Origin of the sequence: Bacillus thuringiensis (assembly GCF_001182785.1) — a bacterium.
GTDB classification, from domain to species: Bacteria; Bacillota; Bacilli; order Bacillales; family Bacillaceae_G; genus Bacillus_A; species Bacillus_A thuringiensis_S.
Genome location: NZ_CP012099.1, coordinates 355,494 through 375,545, shown reverse-complemented (window position 1 = coordinate 375,545; position 20,052 = coordinate 355,494). Strand labels below are relative to the sequence as shown.

The following is a 20,052-nucleotide window of genomic DNA, read 5'->3' as shown; positions in this document are numbered from 1 at the left end:
AAGAATTCCTCTTCCTTTATTCTATGAACAGAAAAGATGTGAAACGAATGACAAAAGATCATGACAATCCACGTTCTATAGCTTTTACATACAAACTAATTTTAAGCTTAATTGCATTCTTTCTTATTTTTATGGTTGCAATGGTATTAGGTGCTGCAGATACTTCGATAAAAGATGTATGGTTAGCACTCACTTCCTCCGCTAAAGGAGACAAAATATCTATTATTCGAGAAATACGTTTACCACGTGAAGTTGCTGCTATTTTTGTAGGAGCTGGATTAGCCGTTTCCGGAGCAATTATGCAAGGATTAACACGGAATCCACTTGCGGATCCTGGATTGTTAGGGCTTTCTGGTGGAGCAAATGCTGCGCTTGCACTAACACTTGCTTTCAATCCTTCCATCAGCTATCTTTACTTAACATTAGCTTGCTTTATCGGTGCTGCAATTGGCGCAATTATGGTATTTGGAATTGGTATGGTGAAAAAAGGCGGCCTTTCTCCTCTTCGAATTGTATTAGCGGGCGCTGCAGTTTCAGCATTTCTACTCGCAATTTCAGAAGGAATCGGCATTTACTTTAAAATTTCACAAGATGTATCACTTTGGACTGCTGGGGGCGTAATTGGAACAACTTGGAGCCAATTAAAAATTATTATTCCAGTCATTTCAATTAGTATCTTTATCGCTATCTTACTAGCAAAAAAATTGACAGTTCTTAGTTTCAGTGAGGAAGTGGCTATTGGACTAGGTCAAAAAATTATTGTTATTAAAACTATTTTATTTATCATTATTATCTTACTTGCAGGTGCATCTGTAGCGCTTGTTGGAAATATGGCATTTATCGGTTTAATGGTACCTCACATGGTACGCCCAATTGTCGGTCCAGATTACCGATTTGTTATACCGGTGTCAGCAATTGCTGGAGCTTCCTTTATGCTACTTGCAGATACAATCGGACGTACTATTAACGCTCCGTACGAAACACCAGTTGCGGCAATTGTCGCGATTGTAGGATTACCATTCTTCCTATTCATTGTACGTAAAGGAGGAAAAACATTCTCATGATGCAATCTATTTTAAGAAAACAGCGTCTCATTATACTCGCTTTACTTATAGTAATCATCACAACCATTGTAGTTGGAATGGGACTTGGTTCAGCATCTTTATCTTATGATCGACTACTCCCAACATTAATGGGGCAAGGGACTTTTAAAGAGGAGTTCGTTTTATACTCTTTAAGACTACCTAGAATTGTCATTACATTATTAGCTGGTATGGCTCTCGCTTTATCAGGGGCTATTCTGCAAGGAATTACCCGAAATGATTTAGCTGAACCTGGTATTCTTGGTATCAACTCTGGGGCCGGTGTTGCTGTTGCTATTTTCTTTTTATACTTTCCAATAGACGTAGGTTCATTTCTTTACTTACTACCTGTAGTTGGATTTATCGGAGCATTTCTGACAGCTGTTCTAATTTACGTATTTTCATATAGTAAATCAACTGGACTTCAACCAATCCGATTAACATTAACCGGTATCGGTTTTGCATTTGCACTATCTGGAGCGATGATTGTCCTTATTTCATCCGCTGATCGTATGAAAGTGGACTTTATCTCAAAATGGATTGCCGGAAACATTTGGGGAGATGACTGGACATTTGTTTTAGCAATGCTTCCATGGCTAATTGTATTAATCCCATTTGTCTTCTATAAAGCAAATCGATTAAACATTCTAGCATTAAACGAACCGGTCGCAATCGGTGTTGGAATTGAAATTGAAAAAGAACGAAGATACTTATTAATCGCAGCCGTTGCACTTGCTGCCGCTGCTGTTTCCGTAACAGGAGGAATTAGCTTTATTGGATTAATGGCTCCTCACATCGCAAAATCTTTAGTAGGTCCAAGGCATCAAATATTCATGCCTATCGCCGTTTTAATTGGCGGATGGTTATTACTACTAGCAGATACAATTGGACGAAATATCGTTGATCCTAATGGCATCCCAGCAGGTATTGTCGTTGCTTTAATTGGGGCTCCTTACTTTATGTATTTGTTACTAAAAAAAGCGTAACAAACACCCTCAAGATCTTTTCTTGAGGGTGTTTTTGCTTCATTTTACTGCTGCCCATACCCTTCAAACTTCTTCGCCAAATTCTCCATCTCATCTTCTGGCAAAAGCTTCGGTTCTCCGACGCTTTTCGTTTGATAATAAATTTGAGCACAAAACTCAATCTCTTCTGCAACAGTAAACGCCATTTTTATATTATTTGCACCAGCAATTAAACCATGATTTGCAAGTAGCACAGCACGACGATCAATCATGCCTTCAAAAGCAGCATCCGCTAATTGCTTCGTACCAAATGTTTCATACGGCGCACAACGGACATTCGGGCCTGCAAAAGCAATTAAATATGACACAGCAGGAAGCTCCCATCCTAATGATGCAATCGTCTTCGCGTAAGGAGAATGTGTATGCACAAGCGCATTTATATCTTCACGCTTCCTATAGTAAATAAGGTGCATATCTAATTCACTTGATGGTTTTCTCTCTCCTTCTACTACTTCACCATCTAAGTTTAATATAACTACATCTTCAGGCTTTGTTTCATAATACTCTAAACCACTTGGGCTAATCGCAACAAGACCTTGTTCACGATTAAAGATACTAATATTACCACCCGTCCCCTTTGTTAAACCACTAGAAATCATTTTCTTTCCATACGCTACAATTTCTTCTCTTTCTTTTTGTAATAACATATACATCCCCCTAAGTATGAAGCTTATGATGACTGACTTTTATATTTATCTACTTATTGAAATAGCTTTTTTAAATTCTCCGTAAACGGTGCCTTTACAATCCCTTTTTCTGTAATAATCGCTGTTACATTTTCATGTGGAGTAACATCAAATGCTGGATTATATACTTTACTTTCTTTCGGAGCTGAATATTGTCCGAAGCGATTAATCACTTCAGAAGCATCTCTTTCTTCAATCGGAATTTCTTTTCCTGTCGATGTCTTTAAATCAATTGTCGGTGTTGGCGCTGCTACATAAAACGGAATGTTGTAGTATTTAGCTAAAATAGATACGCCTAATGTGCCAATTTTATTTGCTACATCACCATTTGCTGCCACACGGTCGCATCCAACGATTACTGCATCAATCTTCCCTTGTGACATGACCATAGCTGCCATATTATCCGTAATAACAGTAACATCAATACCCGCTCGCTGCAGTTCTAATGCTGTTAACGTTGAACCTTGTAATCTAGGACGCGTTTCATCCGAATAAATTTTTAAATTCCATCCTTTTTCTTTCGCTAAATACATTGGAGCCGTCGCAGTACCATACTTAGTCGTCGCTAAAGCACCTGCATTACAATGCGTTAATACTCCCATTTCATCATGGAATAATGTTAATGCATGCACTCCGATTTGACGGTTAATTTCTTCATCTTCTCTATGAATTTCTTTTGCCTCTTCTAATAATCTATTTTTCAACTGTGAGATTGATAAGTGAGCATTATCTGTCGCTACACTTTCCATTCTTTCAAGCGCCCAAAATAAATTTACTGCAGTCGGTCTTGATGTCGCCAAGTATGTACATACCTTTCTTACTTCATCCATAAATCCTTCTTCCGTACTTTCAGCAAATTCCTTTATCCCTAAATACACACCATAAGCTGCTGAAACACCAATCGCTGGTGCACCTCGTACTTTCATTACTTGAATCGCATCCCACACACTTTCAGCTGTTTTAAAAGATTCATAGACAATTTCATTTGGTAATAACGTTTGATCTAACAAAACTAAAGCATCATCTTTCCACTGAATTGGTACTAATTGCTCTTCCATCATATTCTCCCCTTACTTCGCGTAGTGCATTGACTGTTCTTTTAACGTTTCTACAAAACTTGTACCCGTTCTATATTGATTCGCTCGTAAAATAAAACTCTTCGCTACTTGAAGACAAATTCGCTCCGCTCTAGCACGTGCTTCCTCATTCTCAATACAAGTAATATCTTTTACTTTCGCTAATCCAACAATACGGCGAATTAATTCCAGACCTGTCACTGCAGCCGTATCCTCTAATACAGATTGCAAATAGACTTCGCTAAAGCCTTCTTCCTTCGCCATAATCTCGGTCACATGAATATCCCAAGCATCTAAAAACTTCTTCTTAAATAAATCAATTACCTCTACCATCGTAGCTTGTAACCAATCCATATACGTATCTTTCTCAGCTCCAGGTGGCATCGTTGCATCCGCATTCACCCAAGCAAACATTAAATTCGCCATTACATTCCCAACGTCATATCCCATAGGTCCATAAAAAGCAAACTCAGGATCAATAACCTTTGTAGAATCATCTCTTACAAAAACAGAACCAGTATGTAAATCACCATGAAGTAATGCCTGTGCATTCGTCATAAAAGAAAATTTACGTTTCGCTACTTCCGTACGAAGCTCTTTATCACTATAAATATGTTCCCTAATCCATCCCTCATTTAACGTAAATAACTCATTACGCTTATTATGATTGGTAAATGGTTCTGAATATACGAGGTCCTCTGTAATCTCACATAATTCAGGATTTATATAATTCTTCACAAGTTCCTTCTTCTCTTTATGATTCATTACAACATCCGATGTTAATAAAAGTGTATTTACCATAAAAGTAGTTAAATCATCCGCAAGCCTCGGAAATATTTGATGATTTATAAGTGCTGTACGTAATATTGTGTGATCCGATAAATCTTCCATTACGCAACAATTCATCACACTATCAAATAAATACACCTTAGGAACAAGTCCAGGTGCTAACTCATCCTCTAACTGCAAAACATCTGATTCTATACGAATACGATTCGTCGACAACTTAAACTCATCTGAAATGCGAGCTGTATCCCCAGCTTGCTTTACGATAACAGACATGTTCTCTTTTTCATCCCAAACGCGGAACACATAATTTAAATTGCCATCACCTATTTCTTCACACTGTAACCCCTTTGCATGTTCAAACTTAGATAATTTCTCTTTCACATATGCAATCACATCTTTAGCTTCCATTAAAAAATACTTCGTGAACTTAGACATGGTTTCCCCTCCACACTAATTGTAAGCGTTTTCTAAAAGCTATAAAAAATAATAGGTTGAATTTTTTCATCCTATAAATATGTATTCTTCTTTTTGAAAGGTATATCTAGGTTTTATTATATCTTGTTAGCACTTTGAGTCAATGTTTCTAACTATCATCATAATATACTTCCTAATTATATATTTGAGATGACAAAAATTGTTCAAAAAATTTCCGATTCATTTTATTTTATTTATCACAAAATTCTTTGTAAAATAGAAGTAAGCAGTTCCTTTTCAAAACTACAACTTCTAAGAAATATTTCCTTCCTAAGAAATTAAACTTACACACTAAACTTTTCAAACACTCATCTAAAATTTATAGACTTAAAATTACCTTTCCATTCCCTGATATCCTTAATTGAGAATAAATATTAATTAAATTGGTATAAAGTTGGTTTATTCTCTTGACAAAATAACCACTTCTATATGATAATTAATATCGAATTAGAATTATTATAGTTAATTAAAAAATATATTTTATGAGCACACTATTTTTTGATGCTCAAAACCAACATTTAGGAGGAATTTTAACATGTTATTAATCGGCACAGAAGTAAAACCGTTTAAAGCTAATGCTTACCATAATGGAGAATTTATCCAAGTTACTGACGAAAGTTTAAAAGGAAAATGGAGTGTAGTTTGTTTCTACCCAGCTGACTTCACATTCGTTTGCCCAACTGAACTTGAAGACTTACAAAACCAATATGCAACTCTAAAAGACTTAGGCGTTGAAGTATACTCTGTATCTACAGACACTCACTTCACTCACAAAGCATGGCATGATAGCTCAGAAACTATCGGCAAAATCGAGTACATCATGATTGGTGACCCAACTCGCACAATCACTACAAACTTCAACGTTTTAATGGAAGAAGAAGGTCTTGCTGCTCGTGGTACATTCATCATCGATCCAGACGGCGTTATCCAATCTATGGAAATCAATGCTGACGGTATCGGCCGTGACGCAAGCATTCTTGTTAACAAAATTAAAGCTGCTCAATACGTACGTAACAACCCAGGTGAAGTTTGCCCAGCTAAATGGCAAGAGGGTTCTGCAACACTTAAACCAAGCCTTGACCTTGTAGGCAAAATCTAAGGAGTTCGATCAAAATGATACTAGATGCAGATATAAAAACACAACTATCCCAATACCTTCAGTTAATGGAGAACGATATTTTACTTAAAGTAAGCGCAGGAGACGATAACGTATCTAAAGATATGTTAGCTCTAGTAGACGAATTAGCTACTATGTCATCTAAGATTACAGTAGAAAAAGTTGAATTAGAGAGAACACCAAGCTTTAGCGTAAATCGCCCTGGTGAAGACACTGGTGTCGTATTCGCTGGTATTCCATTAGGACACGAATTTACTTCATTAGTTTTAGCTTTACTACAAGTTAGTGGACGCGCTCCAAAAGTTGAACAAAAATTAATCGATCAAATTAAAAACATTCAAGGCGAATATCATTTTGAATCTTATATCAGCCTAAGTTGTCATAACTGTCCTGATGTTGTACAAGCTCTTAATGTAATGAGCGTTCTTAACTCTAGTATTACACATACTATGATTGATGGCGCTGCATTCAAAGAGGAAGTAGAAAGCAAAGACATCATGGCAGTACCAACTGTTTACCTAAACGGCGAATCTTTCGGAAGCGGTCGTATGACACTTGAAGAAATTTTAGCTAAAATGGGTAACGGTCCAGATGCATCAGAGCTTTCTGATAAAGATCCATACGATGTTCTTGTTGTTGGTGGCGGTCCTGCTGGTGCAAGTGCAGCAATTTACGCAGCACGTAAAGGCATCCGCACTGGTATCGTTGCTGAGCGCTTCGGTGGTCAAGTAATGGATACTATGGGTATTGAGAACTTCATCAGCGTGAAAAAGACTGAAGGTCCTAAGCTAGTAGCAAGCCTTGAAGAGCACGTAAAAGAATACGACATCGATGTAATGAATCTACAACGTGCGAAACGTTTAGAGAAAAAAGAACTTATTGAAGTGGAACTTGAAAACGGCGCTATTCTGAAAAGTAAGAGCGTAATCGTTTCTACAGGTGCTCGCTGGCGTAATGTTGGCGTACCAGGTGAAGCTGAGTTCAAAAATAAAGGTGTAGCATACTGCCCACACTGTGACGGTCCATTATTCATTGGAAAAGATGTAGCAGTTATCGGCGGAGGTAACTCTGGTATTGAAGCAGCTATCGACTTAGCAGGTATCGTTAAGCACGTAACTGTTCTTGAATTCATGCCAGAATTAAAAGCTGATGCTGTATTACAAGAGCGTCTTAACAGCTTACCAAACGTAACTGTTCTGAAAAACGTTCAAACGAAAGAAATCACTGGTACTGATAAAGTAAACGGTATTTCTTACATCGATCGTGAAACTGAAGAAGTTCATCACGTTGAATTACAAGGTGTATTCGTACAAATCGGTCTTGTGCCAAACACAGACTGGTTAGGCGAAACAGTTGAACGCGCTCGCGGTGAAATCGTAACAGACAAGCACGGCGCTACAAACGTACCAGGAGTGTTTGCTGCAGGTGACTGTACAAATAATCCGTACAAACAAATCATCATCTCTATGGGTTCAGGTGCAAACGCAGCTTTAGGTGCATTTGATTACTTAATCCGTAACTAATAAAAAAGACGCGCTACCAATAGGTAGCGCGTCTTTTTTATTATATTTCATGTAAATAGTTATCAAGTTCCTTCCAACTCATTACTGTATAATGTGTTCCTACATTCAATACTACTTTTACATTTTCTGCTACTACTTGCATTCTCTTAGTTGGATGATCTCTTTTTCCTGAAGGATAAATAGCAAGTTTCATCATTTCTTGCTTTCCATCTTCATAAATCCTTTTCTTTAAACCGAATTGGTTAATTTGTTCCTTTGAAGGAACTTCTTTGCCTTCCCAGTCACATATTTCAAATAGAGGATACCGATCTCCGTGCCATTCCTCAATAATCTCAATGACTTTAAGAATAATATAACTCCCTGATGCTAATTCATAACTAACAGCATCACCTGCTTTTAAAGAAGTATTAGCTATAAATCTCTTCGGCACTTTTTTAGCTTCTGGCTGCGGAGAATGTAACTGTTCTCTTAGTTTATTTAAAACTACTTCACGTTTCTTCTGTAATTTAGGTTCTTCTTCCCAGCGAGGTAAATCTGCACCACTCTCTATTATTTGCAATGCCTCCTGCTTAACATTCTCTTGAAGTCTCCCTAACTTCCATTGTATGGACGCAAATACTAACCAAAAAACAATAGTTTCTTCATCATCTAATTCATTCTTGTATTCCTCAATTACAATCCTACTTGCTTCCTCATTTGAATATTCATTTGCTAACAAATCCTTATACAGTAACTTAATATCTTCAGCAATATCGTCTGATAATATTGCTACTCCCCAAGCACCCATACATTAACACTCCAATCTATACACTAAAAACCTCTCATTCCCATTCTTCTCATAAGCACCTGGCAATCTAACTTCTTTCTTCAGCTCAAACGCAGTCTGATTTTCTAAGAAGAAAATATAGTCCTCAGAAGGATAATATAAAATAATATCCACTTCTCTCTCCAATTCTTCTACCGAAAGTAAAATGTTATTTACTACATTCATAAACACTTGTACAGAAAACGGATTAAAGAAGTAAAACCTATTATCATGCGGATCAATCTCATATTCCTGCGCTAAACAACATTGGAATTGAATTTTCCCCTTACTGTTTCGTGCCTTTCGTGCATAACGATCTCGATTATCCATTGCTTCTTTATAAAACTCTTCATTCATTTCAATTCCAACTGCTGATGCACCACACTTATGGTGCATATAAAAGTTTAATCGCCCTTTTCCGCACCCAAAGTCTACAATTCGGTCGCTACTTCGTATTTTATATTGATTCAGTAACTCATCTAATCCGCTATATGGCGTCGGTTCATAACGGTGATAATGCATAGACTTGTTAAATCCTTTTTGCTCACCGACTGTTTTTATATGTAAAACTGCATCGTAATATTGTTCGTTCATTCGTTTTCTCCTATTAAAAAATGGTACTTATTATTATACACCATATACTGGAGGCTCATTTTTTATCAAATTAACAGGTACGTGAAATTATATTAACGATTTTCTTAATATATCTATCGTAACTTCAAATATATCAACGATTTTCTCAATATATCTATCATAACTCAAAATATATCAACGGTTTTTCAAATATATCGATTTGCCGACAATTCACGACAAAAAAACAGGAGCTCTCTAGCCCCTGTCTTCTAACACTTTCAATACAGTTTGTTTCAATATTTCTACCCCATCCATAATACAACTATGATCAAACCTCATATACGGATGGTGTAATCCAGGTTGTAGGTTTGCTCCTAGTCCAAGCATGACAGCTTTTAAATGTGGTCTTTTGACTGTATAGTAATGGAAATCATCGCTTCCCGTCGTATAGAGCGGTCCCGTACATCTCTCTTCCCCATACGCTTCGAGAATACCTTTACGCATAAAGCGCTCTGCTTCTTCAGAAACCTCCGCTCCTGGTGCAAGATCCATCCATTCGTATGAAGTTTTTGATCCCATCGATGCTGCTGATTCTATGACATGCTCAATCTTTTTCTTTAATTCTTCTAATAGTATATTACTCTCTGCTCTTACATCTAAACTGAAATGACCATTTCCCGGAATAATATTTAAATTATCACCACCAGCTTGGCATCTCGTCATTTTTACTGAATAAGAACTTTGCGGTGGCAGCCAAATATTTTTCAAACCGATATTAATCATGGAAATGACATCAATTGCATTCACACCTTGGTGTGGTCTTGCCCCGTGTGCATCCTCCCCATGAATCATACCCTCTAAAAATCCTGCTGCTCCATGGCGAATAGATGAGGCTGCTTGTTTCAAAGATAGTTCTTCAATCGGTCTTAGATGGACACCAAATAAGAAATCAGCATCATCTACAGCACCTTTCTCCACCATCTTCAAAGCACCATTACCCTTCTCTTCTGCCGGCTGAAAAATAAATCTAACCGTACCATTTTTCCATCTCATATTTTTCAATTGTAAAATAAGTCCCATTACAATAGTCATATGAGCATCATGACCACATGAATGGTTCGCTTTAAATTCTCCATCTACTTCTTGCCAAAGTGCATCCATATCAGCACGAATCGCAATAACTGGATTCCCGCCTCCAATCTCAGCAATTACACCTGGACAATCATCAAATGTTCTATATGAAATTCCTTCTTCTTTTAAAAAGTCAGTAATATACGCTGTCGTTTCATATTCTTTCCAACTTACTTCAGGGTTTTCGTGTAAATGCTGAAAAATCTCCGTTAAGCGCTCTTGTAGTTCTAATGTTTTCAACGTTCCAGTCTCCTTCCCACATTACAAACGATTCGGGTTAATTATACTTATGAAAAACAGATGTTTTTATGAACATATTGAATTTTAAGAAAAAAGTCAATTGTTTATTTTTAAATACTTAAAAAGCTTACTACTCACCTATATTACAAACTAAACAAACAACTAGAACATTCCTTATTTTCTGTTTTTTATGTTGACGCTTACATAAACTTTTAGTTATCATAACCTAATAAACGTCTATTTTACGACAATTCCAAAAATACAAACAAACATACGTAACAAGGAGGAACTTTATGAAAAAAGAAATACCTTTTGGAATAGCGATTATCCCTATTATCATTACCGTTGCAGTTATGATGGTTACAATTGTTGTATTAAAACAAACCCCTCACGTTCCACTTATTATCGGTACAACCGTTGCTTCTATTGTCGCTTGGCGTTATGGTTACAAATGGAATGATCTTGAAGAAGCAATGTATAAAGGGATTCGTCTTGCATTACCTGCTATCGTCATTATTATTCTTGTTGGCTTAACAATTGGTGCTTGGATTGGCGGTGGAATCGTCGCAACGATGATTTATTACGGTTTAAAACTTTTAACTCCATCACTATTTTTAGTTTCCATTACCGTCATTTGTTCTATCGTTGCATTAGCAATTGGTAGTTCCTGGTCTACAATGGGAACAATTGGTGTTGCTGGAATGGGAATTGGCCTAAGTATGGGAATTCCAGCTCCAATGGTTGCTGGTGCCATTATTTCAGGCTCTTATTTTGGCGATAAAATGTCACCGCTTTCAGATACAACTAACTTAGCCGCAGGATTAACAAATACAGATTTATTCGCACACATTCGTCATATGTTATTTACTACAGTTCCAGGTTTAATTATTACTCTTATCGTCTACGCGGTCTTAGGAAGAAGCTTCGGCGCTAACAATATTGATGCGAAAAGCATCGATCAAACGTTACAAGTATTGCAACAAAATTTTGTTATCTCGCCTTTCCTACTCATTATACCCGTAGTCGTTATGGTATTGGTCGCTAAAAAAGTCCCTGCTATACCAGCGATTCTCGTCGGTATTATTTTAGGATTCTTATCACAAGTCTTTATTCAAGGTGGTTCTGTCTCAGCATCTGTCGGTGCACTCCAAGCTGGATTTGTTATAGACACTGGAAACAAGCTAGTAGACGAACTATTTAACCGCGGTGGCTTAGATTCGATGATGAATACAGTCTCTATGACAATTGTCGCTATGACTTTCGGAGGAGTATTAGAACATACAGGTATTCTTCGCTCAATTGTAAATCAAATTTTAAAGTTAGCGAAATCAGCAAAAGGGCTTATCGCTTCTACTATCGCATCTTGTTTTGCAACAAACCTTACTTGCTCTGAACAATATATTTCAATTGTTGTCCCTTCAAGAATGTACGCAAATGCATACACGGAAAAAGGACTACATTCAAAAAACTTATCCAGAGCATTAGAAGATGGTGGAACATTAACTTCTGTCTTCGTTCCTTGGAATACGTGCGGTGTATTTATTCTCGCAACACTTGGCGTAGGTGCATTTGAATATGCTCCTTATGCTATTTTGAATTTCATCGTACCTATTATCTCAATCATTTATGGTATAACAGGCTTCACAATTGTAAAACTATCAGACATTGAAAAAGCAGAACTACTAAAGAAACAAAAAGCTCAACTAGAAGCTTAAAAATAGCGGTAAATTCAGTTCATATAGTGCGCGAGGTCGCCCTTGTTGATAGGGCATTTCCTCGCCGCAAATATGAGCATACCCGTAATCAACTAATTTCTTTAACAACCTTTCTGTCGATCTTCGAGTTACTTGTAAGTACTCAGAAAGGTCAGCTGCTGTAAACTTCAATGACGAGTGCGATTGACTAAATTGAATGATTTTTGACAAGTTGGCCGGACTAAGCTTTGTTTCCTTCGCTATTTTCATTAGTTCCGGATTATCATTTTTCAAACTTTGTACTCTCTGTTCTTTCGGGAACGGACCAAACAAATCTTTATCACTTGTTAGTATATAAAAACAACGATCTATTGGATTATTCTTTGCAAAACTTTGAGCGATTTTTGCATTTTGCTCCGCTTCTTTCACGTTTTTTCCATAACCAAATCCAATTGCTATCGTTCCTTCTACGCTCGCAAACAAGTTATTTATCGCATTTGTTTTAATAATTGATTCGATATCACCACGAGTTGTATACAAAATGCATGTCATTTCATCCACTTGTTTAAATGAACCACGTAGTTCTTTTGAAATGACATCTAGTTTTTCAAGCAAACTCGTTCGTAATTCTAAGGAAGAAATAATACAAGCACCAACAGTAGCTGAATAGCTTTTTGCTAACTCAGCTTTTATTTTCGCATCTTTTAGCCCATGTATAATGGACTGTGTTGGATCAATCATACGCTCTGAAGGAACACCTATTTTTTGAAGCTCATCGTAAACAGCGTGAATACTAGTTAAAGCTAAATGAGCCTCTCCAGATTGATATTTAGCTACATGAAAATCAATAACTCTATTTATCTCATCTTTACTCCACAGCATATTTTCATAATCCAACACTTGCGGACTTTCTTTTATACCGATATCATGGAACACATTTGTAATAAACGAGCGGTCTACTAAATCGATGGAAATGTTATGTGGTTGAATACTTTGATGATACATGATAGAAAGAATTGAAGATGCGACAGTTGTCTCGTCTTGCTGTAAGTATGTACTTGGAATTCGTAATTGTTCTCTTATTTCTTTTGCCATATAATAAGGTAAAGCACCTGAGAAAAAGATGACATCACAAGGCTTTAGACACTTTAATAGTTCAGAAGATTCCGTCGGATGAAGGTAAATATATGGATCAATTTCTATTCCCTCTAATTTTTGAGCAATAGGAAAAAGGTTCTCCATAAACTCCTTTGAACCGACAACTGCAATTTTTATCATCATTTTCTCTAACTCCTTATCATTAATTAACGACTATTTAACGTCAACTATATCAAATGTATAAAACTATTGTAAACAGGAAGGGGTTTCTATTCAATGAAAATTACAGCTATTCATCTTTACGCAATTCGTTTACCGCTTCGCAATCCGTTTGTTATTAGTTATGGTTCTTATTCTGATATGCCCTCTATTATCGTCAAAATGGAAACAGATGAAGGTATTATCGGTTACGGTGAAGGCGTTGCTGATGATCACGTCACAGGTGAATCATGGGAAAGTACTTTCCATACTTTAAAACATACGCTAGCCCCTGCTCTAATTGGGAAAAATCCAATGAATATCGAAAAAATACACGACATGATGGACAATACAATTTACGGTGTTCCAACAGCGAAAGCCGCAATTGATATTGCTTGTTTTGATATAATGGGCAAAAAACTAAATCAACCTGTATATCAATTAATTGGCGGGCGCTACCATGAAGAATTCCCTGTCACTCACGTTTTAAGTATTGCCGATCCAGAAAACATGGCTGAAGAAGCTGCTTCTATGATTCAAAAAGATTACCAATCTTTCAAAATGAAAGTTGGTACAAATGTAAAAGAAGATGTAAAACGTATTGAAGCTGTACGAGAACGTGTAGGAAATGACATCGCTATTCGCGTTGATGTAAACCAAGGCTGGAAAAATAGCGCAAACACATTAACAGCACTTCGTTCATTAGGACATTTAAACATTGACTGGATTGAACAACCTGTTATCGCGGACGATATTGATGCCATGGCTCATATCCGTTCTAAGACAGACCTCCCGCTTATGATTGATGAAGGACTAAAAAGTTCTCGTGAAATGCGCCAAATTATTAAATTAGAAGCTGCTGATAAAGTGAATATAAAATTAATGAAATGCGGCGGCATATATCCAGCTGTAAAGCTCGCTCATCAAGCTGAAATGGCCGGCATTGAATGCCAAGTGGGATCAATGGTCGAATCATCTGTTGCCTCTTCAGCAGGATTCCATGTCGCTTTCTCAAAAAAAATCATTACGAGCGTAGAGCTAACAGGACCATTAAAATTCACAAAAGACATCGGAAACTTACATTACGATGTACCATTCATTCGCTTAAACGAAAAGCCCGGACTCGGCATTGAAATAGACGAAGATACACTACAAGAACTAACCGTCTTTCAAGACGTTGTACGCTAAAGGAGGACTATCATATGACGGCTCTATACGAAGGAACATTAAAACAAAATAACGAATCATTTCACGTTACATTACTATCACTAGAGCACATCGAACAAATTTTATCACTACAAAACATTGTAGTTGAAGCACTAGAAGATAAAAGTCGTTTACAACCACTCTCACAAGAAGAATTTCAATACATTCTAGAAGGAAACGGCATGATGATCGGTGCTTTTATCGAAAACGAACTCATCGCATTTCGCGCTCTACTCGTCCCGCCTATCGATGATGAACATTTAGGGCTTGATATTGGCATAGCAGAAAGCGAACTACATCGCGTCATCTATCAAGAAATCTCAAACGTTCATCCGAACTGTCGAGGAAATGGTATGCAAAAAATATTAGCAAACGTCATCATGGAAGAATTACAAAAAGAAGATAGCAAATATGATTATGTATGCTGCACTGTTGCTCCTTTTAACATTCCGAGCTTGAAGGATAAGTTTGCGCAAGGGATGGAGATTGCTGCATTGAAGGAGAAATATGGCGGGAGTATGCGGTATGTTTTTGTGAAGAAATTGCGCGGAGATAAAGAAAGAGATTGGACGGATGTTCAAAGTATTCTAATGAATGATGCTAATGGACAGCAGGCTTTGCTTTCGGAGGGGTATCGTGGGTATGAGATGGAGAAAGTGGATGGGGATTTTGTTGTGATGTTTGGACGCTAATCTATATACTCGAAAAGAGGAGATGTCTGCTATGACCTCTTCTCTTTTCGATTTGTTGAACAATCCTGTGGTAAATGAAATTATATCAACGATTTTTCGAATATATCTATCATAACTTACAATATATCAACGATTTTTAAAATATATCTATCAAAACTCACAATATATCAACGATTCGACAAGAAATATCGATTTACAGACAAAAATCGATATCCCTTCCTAAACCGTCATCTTCCAACTAGATAACGCTAACCAATTCTCCATCTCCTTATAATCAGGCATTATCTTCCCGACAAGACGCCAAAAAGATCGATCATGATTTAAATGAACCATATGACACATTTCATGAACGACTACATAGTCAATTACTCGCTGTGGTGCCATTGCTAGCTTCCAATTGAATGTTAGTTGTAAATTCGAATCGCAAGTACCCCAAGTACGACTACTATCTGTAATACGAATAGAACGTGGTTTTGTTTTAAAGTTACTTTGATGCGCTTTAATACTCTTCTCTACTAAAGTTTTACACTGCTTATAATAAAATCGTTTTAAAGCTTGCTGTATTTTCTCATCCTTTAGCTCTTTTACATAAATATGTAACTTATCCCCTTCAAAAATCGCATTGTCTTGCTCAATACTTACATCTTGGGAAATCTGTATCGGATACGTATTCCCTAAATACAAAAAGCCTTCTCCTTGATCGTAATCCTTTTCCTGTGGTCCACGCGCTCGCTCCGCCATTTCCTTACGAGTTGTCTGAATCCAATCCCACTTTTCCTCTAGCAACTGGACTAAGTATTCAACAGGTGTCCCTTTCGGAGCCTGCACTTCCACATTTCCATACGAATCCACAAAAAGACGCACGGACTTTTTCTTCTTATAAGTTATATGAAAATTAATTGTCTCACCTAAATATGTATGTACCATTTCATCACCTAGCATAGTATTTTTACAAATAAAAAAGAGTAGGATACGAACGTCCTACTCTACCTATTATATCATTTACTGCTTTAACGAACTCATTATCCTCTATACTTTACACCTAATCCCTTAATGAAATTCCTTGCGTATCTATCGCCGCACTCTTTGTAATTTTTATGACCTTTTTTTCTTAATAGAGCGCCTAACTCTCCTTTTGTTACCGTAACGCCTACGCTATCTAATATATCAAGTACATCCTCACTCGTTAAAGATAGTGCGATTTTCATTTTCTTTAGAAGAAGGTTATTGGCACTCTCCTTACTCTGTACAGGTGCCGGCTGCCCTGGTTTCGGATCTTGCTTTCCTCTTTTTAAAGTAATAAATCCATTTAAAAATGCCTCTAACATCATCATATCGCATGTTTTTACGTACTCATCTTCGATTACATCCGCATCTTCAGCTTCATGCTGAGGAGCTCTCTTTATTTTTGTAAGCATATCAACTACGTCTTCTTTCGTTACTTCTACGCCACCTAGTTTAAAGATTTCTACCATATCTATATCTCTTATATCTAAAGCATATCTTACTCTTTTTAATATATCGTTGTTGCTCATTGCCATTGGGTTTCCTCCTGAAATGTTGATTATTTATTCAGCAGTTAAAGTTTATCCTATAACGTGCTTTAAATTATCATGTTTAAATCTAACCTTTTAGTTATTGTCCGCTAAATTAATACTTTAACATTTTAAAGATATGTTTTATAGTCTTACCCGAACTTTTCTCTATCATTGTATCTACAGAGCTCTTACGTGTTTTTTATATGCCTTTAAAAAGATTTCTCTCTTAACATTAACTAAAAGAAAAAACAGTGCTTTGATTTCTCAAATACACTGTTCTTTTCCAGCTCTACGCTTATTTTCAACTCACTCATGTCATACACTACATATGAAATGATTTAACTGCTTAAAAGTTAAACCGTCTCACTATCCTGAGCCACACCAACACTATCCTCAAACCTATCCAACAAAGCACGCACCTCATCAGTAGATTTCGTACTCATCAATTGATTTCTCAATTCAGCAGCTCCAGGGAAGCCTTTTACATAAATTTTGAAGAAGCGATGAAGCCCTGTGATTGAGCGTGGCAGTACTTCTGCATATTGATCTTGTAAATCCAGCTGTAGTCTTAAAAGATCTAGATGTTCTTTACTGCTATGCTCTCTTGGCTCTTTTTCAAAAGCAAATGGATTTTTGAAGATTCCTCGTCCGATCATTACGCCATCAATGCCGTATTTTTCAGCAAGTTCCAGCCCCATTTTACGATCAAGGATGTCTCCATTGATTGTTATTAACGTATTTGGTGCAATGCGGTCACGTAATTTTTTTATTTCCGGAATTAGTTCCCAATGCGCATCTACTTGGCTCATTTCTTCTCTTGTGCGTAAATGAATAGAAAGGTTTGCAATATCTTGTTTGAAAATGTGCGTTAACCAATCTTCCCACTCGCTTAACTCTTTAAAGCCAAGTCTTGTTTTTACGCTGACAGGTAGTCCGCCCGCTTTTGCTGCTTGGATAAGTTCTGCTGCAACGTCTGGACGTAGAATAAGGCCACTACCTTTTCCTCTTGATGCAACGTTCGGAACTGGGCAACCCATGTTAATATCGATACCTTTAAATCCTAGCTCTGCCATACCGATACTCATTTGACGGAAGTATTCAGGATTATCTCCCCAAATATGTGCTACCATCGGTTGTTCGTCTTCTGTAAAAATTAAACGGCCACGTACACTTTTCATACCTTCTGGATGACAATAGCTATCCGAGTTTGTAAACTCTGTGAAGAATACGTCCGGACGACCTGCTTCACTTACTACGTGACGGAAAACAACGTCTGTCACATCTTCCATTGGTGCAAGTACGAAAAATGGTCGTGGTAATTCACGCCAAAAATTATCTATCATTTCAAATTCAAATCCTCTCACTATGAATACAATTTCAAAATCTCAATTTATAATTTGTGAAAATCAGCAATATTTATTTTAACTAAAATCGCTTATGAATGGTATTTTTGTAAACCAAAAAGCAGGTGGTATAGATTTTTCCTATATCAACTGCTTTCCTATTATACTAACTTAAGCCAAGCCACACACTCCACATGCGTCGTATGCGGGAACATATCAACAGGTTGTACTTCCTGTGTTTTATATCCGCCTTCTTCTAGTACTTTTAAATCACGTGCTAATGTTGCTGGGTTACACGATACGTATACGACGCGGTTTGGCTTCATGTCGATGATTGTGTTTAGTAATGCTTCGTCACAGCCTTTACGCGGTGGGTCTACGACCATTGTGTCGGCGATTACGCCTTCTTTGTACCATTTTGGAATGACTACTTCTGCTTCTCCTACGCCAAATTCAGCGTTTGTCATGTTGTTTAGTGCTGCGTTTCGGTTTGCGTCTTCGATTGCTTCTGGGACGATTTCAACGCCGTACACTTTTTTCGCTTTTTGCGCTAGGAATAACGAGATTGATCCGATTCCGCAATAGGCATCGATTACTGTTTCGTTACCATTTAATTTTGCGTATTCTAACGTTTTATCGTATAGCACTTTCGTTTGTTCTGGGTTTACTTGATAGAATGAACGTGCTGAAATCGCAAATTTAATGTCACCGATAAAGTCATAAATATATTCTGATCCGTACAGTACTGTCGTTTTGTCTCCGAAAATTACGTTTGTACGCTTCGTATTTACGTTTTGAACAATTGATTTTACTTCTGGGAATTTCGCTGCAATTTCTTCAATGATTGCTTTTTTGTTCGGCAATTCTGCTGTACGTGTAATGAAGACAAGCATAATTTCCCCTGTTACTTGTCCGTAACGAGCCATTACGTGACGAAGTGTTCCTTTGTTACGCTCTTCGTTGTACGCAGTAATACCGTGCTTTTCACAAATACGTTTTACTTCTTGGATTAATGTATCGTTTTCTTCTGCCTGAATTAAGCATGATTCCATATTAATGATGTCATGCGTTCCTTGGCGATAGAAACCAGCTACAAGTCCACCTTCACGTTCTCCGATTGGTACTTGTGCTTTATTGCGGTATACCCACGGGTTCTTCATGCCAAGTACAGGATGAACAGGAACATCACCTAGTCCTCCGATACGCTGCATAACGTCACGTACTTGTTTTTCTTTCGCTTGTAATTGTCCTTCATAAGTTAAGTGCTGAAGCTGACAACCGCCGCACTGATTATATACTGGGCATTCAGCATCTTTACGATATGGACTTTCTGTATGAAGCTTCATTAAACGACCAAATGCAAAGTTTTTCTTCACTTTAATAATTTTAATTTGCGCTTCTTCACCTGGTAATCCGTTTTTAACGAAAATAGGATAGCCCTTTACTTTCGCAACACCGGCACCATCATGTGTTAAATCTTCAAATACTACATCTATAAACTCGTTTTTCTCAACTGGTGGCGTCATTTTAGTACTCATTTTCCGACCTCTCTTTTTCATAACACTGCGTTACATTTTATCATACTTATATGGTCTTTTTCTATTGGAAGAAAAAAAGCTATTGACGATACTTCTCTGTTAATGTTACGCTACTACTAATTTAATACGGACGATGTTACCTCATATATACTTGATAATATGGATCGAGAGTTTCTACCCGGCAACCTTAAATTGCTGGACTATGGGGAAAACTAATGAATATT

18 protein-coding genes and 1 riboswitch are annotated in these 20,052 nt (G+C 37.1%); of the genes, 7 read left to right on the top strand and 11 right to left on the bottom strand.

What is annotated here, in order from left to right; translation table 11 throughout:
• The first annotated feature begins 23 nt into the window (after positions 1-23).
• Together AC241_RS02010 and AC241_RS02005 are read left to right on the top strand one after the other, a co-directional pair.
• Complete coding sequence (locus AC241_RS02010; protein ID WP_050842452.1) at positions 24-1,064, top strand: FecCD family ABC transporter permease; 1,041 nt, start codon at positions 24-26, stop codon at positions 1,062-1,064.
• Positions 1,061-2,068: a FecCD family ABC transporter permease gene (locus tag AC241_RS02005; RefSeq protein ID WP_016083701.1), complete on the top strand. Its 1,008-nt coding sequence runs from the start codon at positions 1,061-1,063 to the stop codon at positions 2,066-2,068. Before AC241_RS02010 ends, AC241_RS02005 begins: the two co-directional genes overlap by 4 nt.
• Before the next feature lie 44 nt (positions 2,069-2,112).
• Here the strand turns inward: AC241_RS02005 and AC241_RS02000 are convergent, their stop codons facing one another.
• The 3 genes from AC241_RS02000 to mtnK are packed head-to-tail and all read right to left on the bottom strand — an operon-like array spanning position 2,113 to position 5,093.
• Complete coding sequence (locus tag AC241_RS02000; RefSeq protein ID WP_000926555.1) at positions 2,113-2,754, bottom strand: L-fuculose-phosphate aldolase; 642 nt, start codon at positions 2,752-2,754, stop codon at positions 2,113-2,115.
• A 53-nt stretch (positions 2,755-2,807) separates the two neighbouring features.
• The gene (mtnA, locus tag AC241_RS01995) at positions 2,808-3,854 is read right to left on the bottom strand and encodes an S-methyl-5-thioribose-1-phosphate isomerase (RefSeq protein ID WP_043937481.1); all 1,047 of its coding nucleotides are present in this window, start codon (positions 3,852-3,854) and stop codon (positions 2,808-2,810) included.
• 9 nt (positions 3,855-3,863) lie between these two features.
• On the bottom strand, positions 3,864-5,093 hold the full coding sequence (gene mtnK, locus AC241_RS01990; protein ID WP_048564813.1) for an S-methyl-5-thioribose kinase: 1,230 nt from the start codon (positions 5,091-5,093) through the stop codon (positions 3,864-3,866).
• 574 nt (positions 5,094-5,667) lie between these two features.
• Between mtnK and ahpC the strand changes: the two genes are divergently transcribed.
• Both ahpC and ahpF read left to right on the top strand, forming a co-directional pair.
• Positions 5,668-6,231 carry an alkyl hydroperoxide reductase subunit C gene (gene ahpC / locus AC241_RS01985; protein WP_000924420.1) on the top strand — a complete coding sequence of 188 codons (564 nt, stop codon included), beginning with the start codon at positions 5,668-5,670 and terminating at the stop codon, positions 6,229-6,231.
• Positions 6,232-6,245: 14 nt separating this feature from the next.
• Entirely contained in the window at positions 6,246-7,772 is a 1,527-nt protein-coding gene (gene ahpF, locus AC241_RS01980; RefSeq protein WP_050842450.1) for an alkyl hydroperoxide reductase subunit F, read from the top strand.
• Between the two features lie 40 nt (positions 7,773-7,812).
• On the opposite strand, the gene AC241_RS01975 is transcribed toward ahpF, so the two are convergent.
• The 3 genes from AC241_RS01975 to AC241_RS01965 all read right to left on the bottom strand — a co-directional run bounded on the left by AC241_RS01975 (position 7,813) and on the right by AC241_RS01965 (position 10,521).
• Entirely contained in the window at positions 7,813-8,559 is a 747-nt protein-coding gene (locus tag AC241_RS01975) for a hypothetical protein (protein WP_050842448.1), read from the bottom strand.
• A 3-nt stretch (positions 8,560-8,562) separates the two neighbouring features.
• Positions 8,563-9,171, bottom strand: a complete 609-nt coding sequence (locus AC241_RS01970) for an SAM-dependent methyltransferase (protein ID WP_050842445.1) — start codon at positions 9,169-9,171, stop codon at positions 8,563-8,565.
• A 234-nt stretch (positions 9,172-9,405) separates the two neighbouring features.
• The gene (locus tag AC241_RS01965) at positions 9,406-10,521 is read right to left on the bottom strand and encodes a M20 peptidase aminoacylase family protein (protein WP_016083706.1); all 1,116 of its coding nucleotides are present in this window, start codon (positions 10,519-10,521) and stop codon (positions 9,406-9,408) included.
• 293 nt (positions 10,522-10,814) lie between these two features.
• Here AC241_RS01965 and nhaC point away from each other — a divergent pair, with 293 nt between their 5' ends.
• Positions 10,815-12,236, top strand: coding sequence for a Na+/H+ antiporter NhaC (nhaC, locus tag AC241_RS01960; RefSeq protein ID WP_000711525.1), 1,422 nt, complete (start codon positions 10,815-10,817; stop codon positions 12,234-12,236).
• On the opposite strand, the gene AC241_RS01955 is transcribed toward nhaC, so the two are convergent.
• The gene (locus tag AC241_RS01955; RefSeq protein ID WP_043937487.1) at positions 12,225-13,496 is read right to left on the bottom strand and encodes a hypothetical protein; all 1,272 of its coding nucleotides are present in this window, start codon (positions 13,494-13,496) and stop codon (positions 12,225-12,227) included. The genes nhaC and AC241_RS01955 overlap by 12 nt on opposite strands.
• 93 nt (positions 13,497-13,589) lie before the next feature.
• Here AC241_RS01955 and AC241_RS01950 point away from each other — a divergent pair, with 93 nt between their 5' ends.
• Both AC241_RS01950 and AC241_RS01945 read left to right on the top strand, forming a co-directional pair.
• Positions 13,590-14,699: a mandelate racemase/muconate lactonizing enzyme family protein gene (locus AC241_RS01950; RefSeq protein WP_029441482.1), complete on the top strand. Its 1,110-nt coding sequence runs from the start codon at positions 13,590-13,592 to the stop codon at positions 14,697-14,699.
• Between the two features lie 14 nt (positions 14,700-14,713).
• Positions 14,714-15,409, top strand: coding sequence for a hypothetical protein (locus AC241_RS01945; protein ID WP_050842443.1), 696 nt, complete (start codon positions 14,714-14,716; stop codon positions 15,407-15,409).
• A gap of 219 nt (positions 15,410-15,628) precedes the next feature.
• Here the strand turns inward: AC241_RS01945 and AC241_RS01940 are convergent, their stop codons facing one another.
• From AC241_RS01940 to rlmD, 4 genes are all read right to left on the bottom strand, one after another.
• Positions 15,629-16,336, bottom strand: coding sequence for a M48 family metallopeptidase (locus AC241_RS01940; RefSeq protein WP_016083710.1), 708 nt, complete (start codon positions 16,334-16,336; stop codon positions 15,629-15,631).
• A 95-nt stretch (positions 16,337-16,431) separates the two neighbouring features.
• On the bottom strand, positions 16,432-16,950 hold the full coding sequence (locus tag AC241_RS01935) for a YehS family protein (RefSeq protein ID WP_029441480.1): 519 nt from the start codon (positions 16,948-16,950) through the stop codon (positions 16,432-16,434).
• A gap of 350 nt (positions 16,951-17,300) precedes the next feature.
• Positions 17,301-18,290 carry a tRNA dihydrouridine synthase gene (locus AC241_RS01930; RefSeq protein WP_016083712.1) on the bottom strand — a complete coding sequence of 330 codons (990 nt, stop codon included), beginning with the start codon at positions 18,288-18,290 and terminating at the stop codon, positions 17,301-17,303.
• Between the two features lie 161 nt (positions 18,291-18,451).
• On the bottom strand, positions 18,452-19,828 hold the full coding sequence (gene rlmD / locus AC241_RS01925; protein ID WP_000105032.1) for a 23S rRNA (uracil(1939)-C(5))-methyltransferase RlmD: 1,377 nt from the start codon (positions 19,826-19,828) through the stop codon (positions 18,452-18,454).
• A gap of 121 nt (positions 19,829-19,949) precedes the next feature.
• Positions 19,950-20,051: riboswitch (purine riboswitch) on the top strand.
• The last annotated feature ends 1 nt before the right edge of the window (position 20,052 follow it).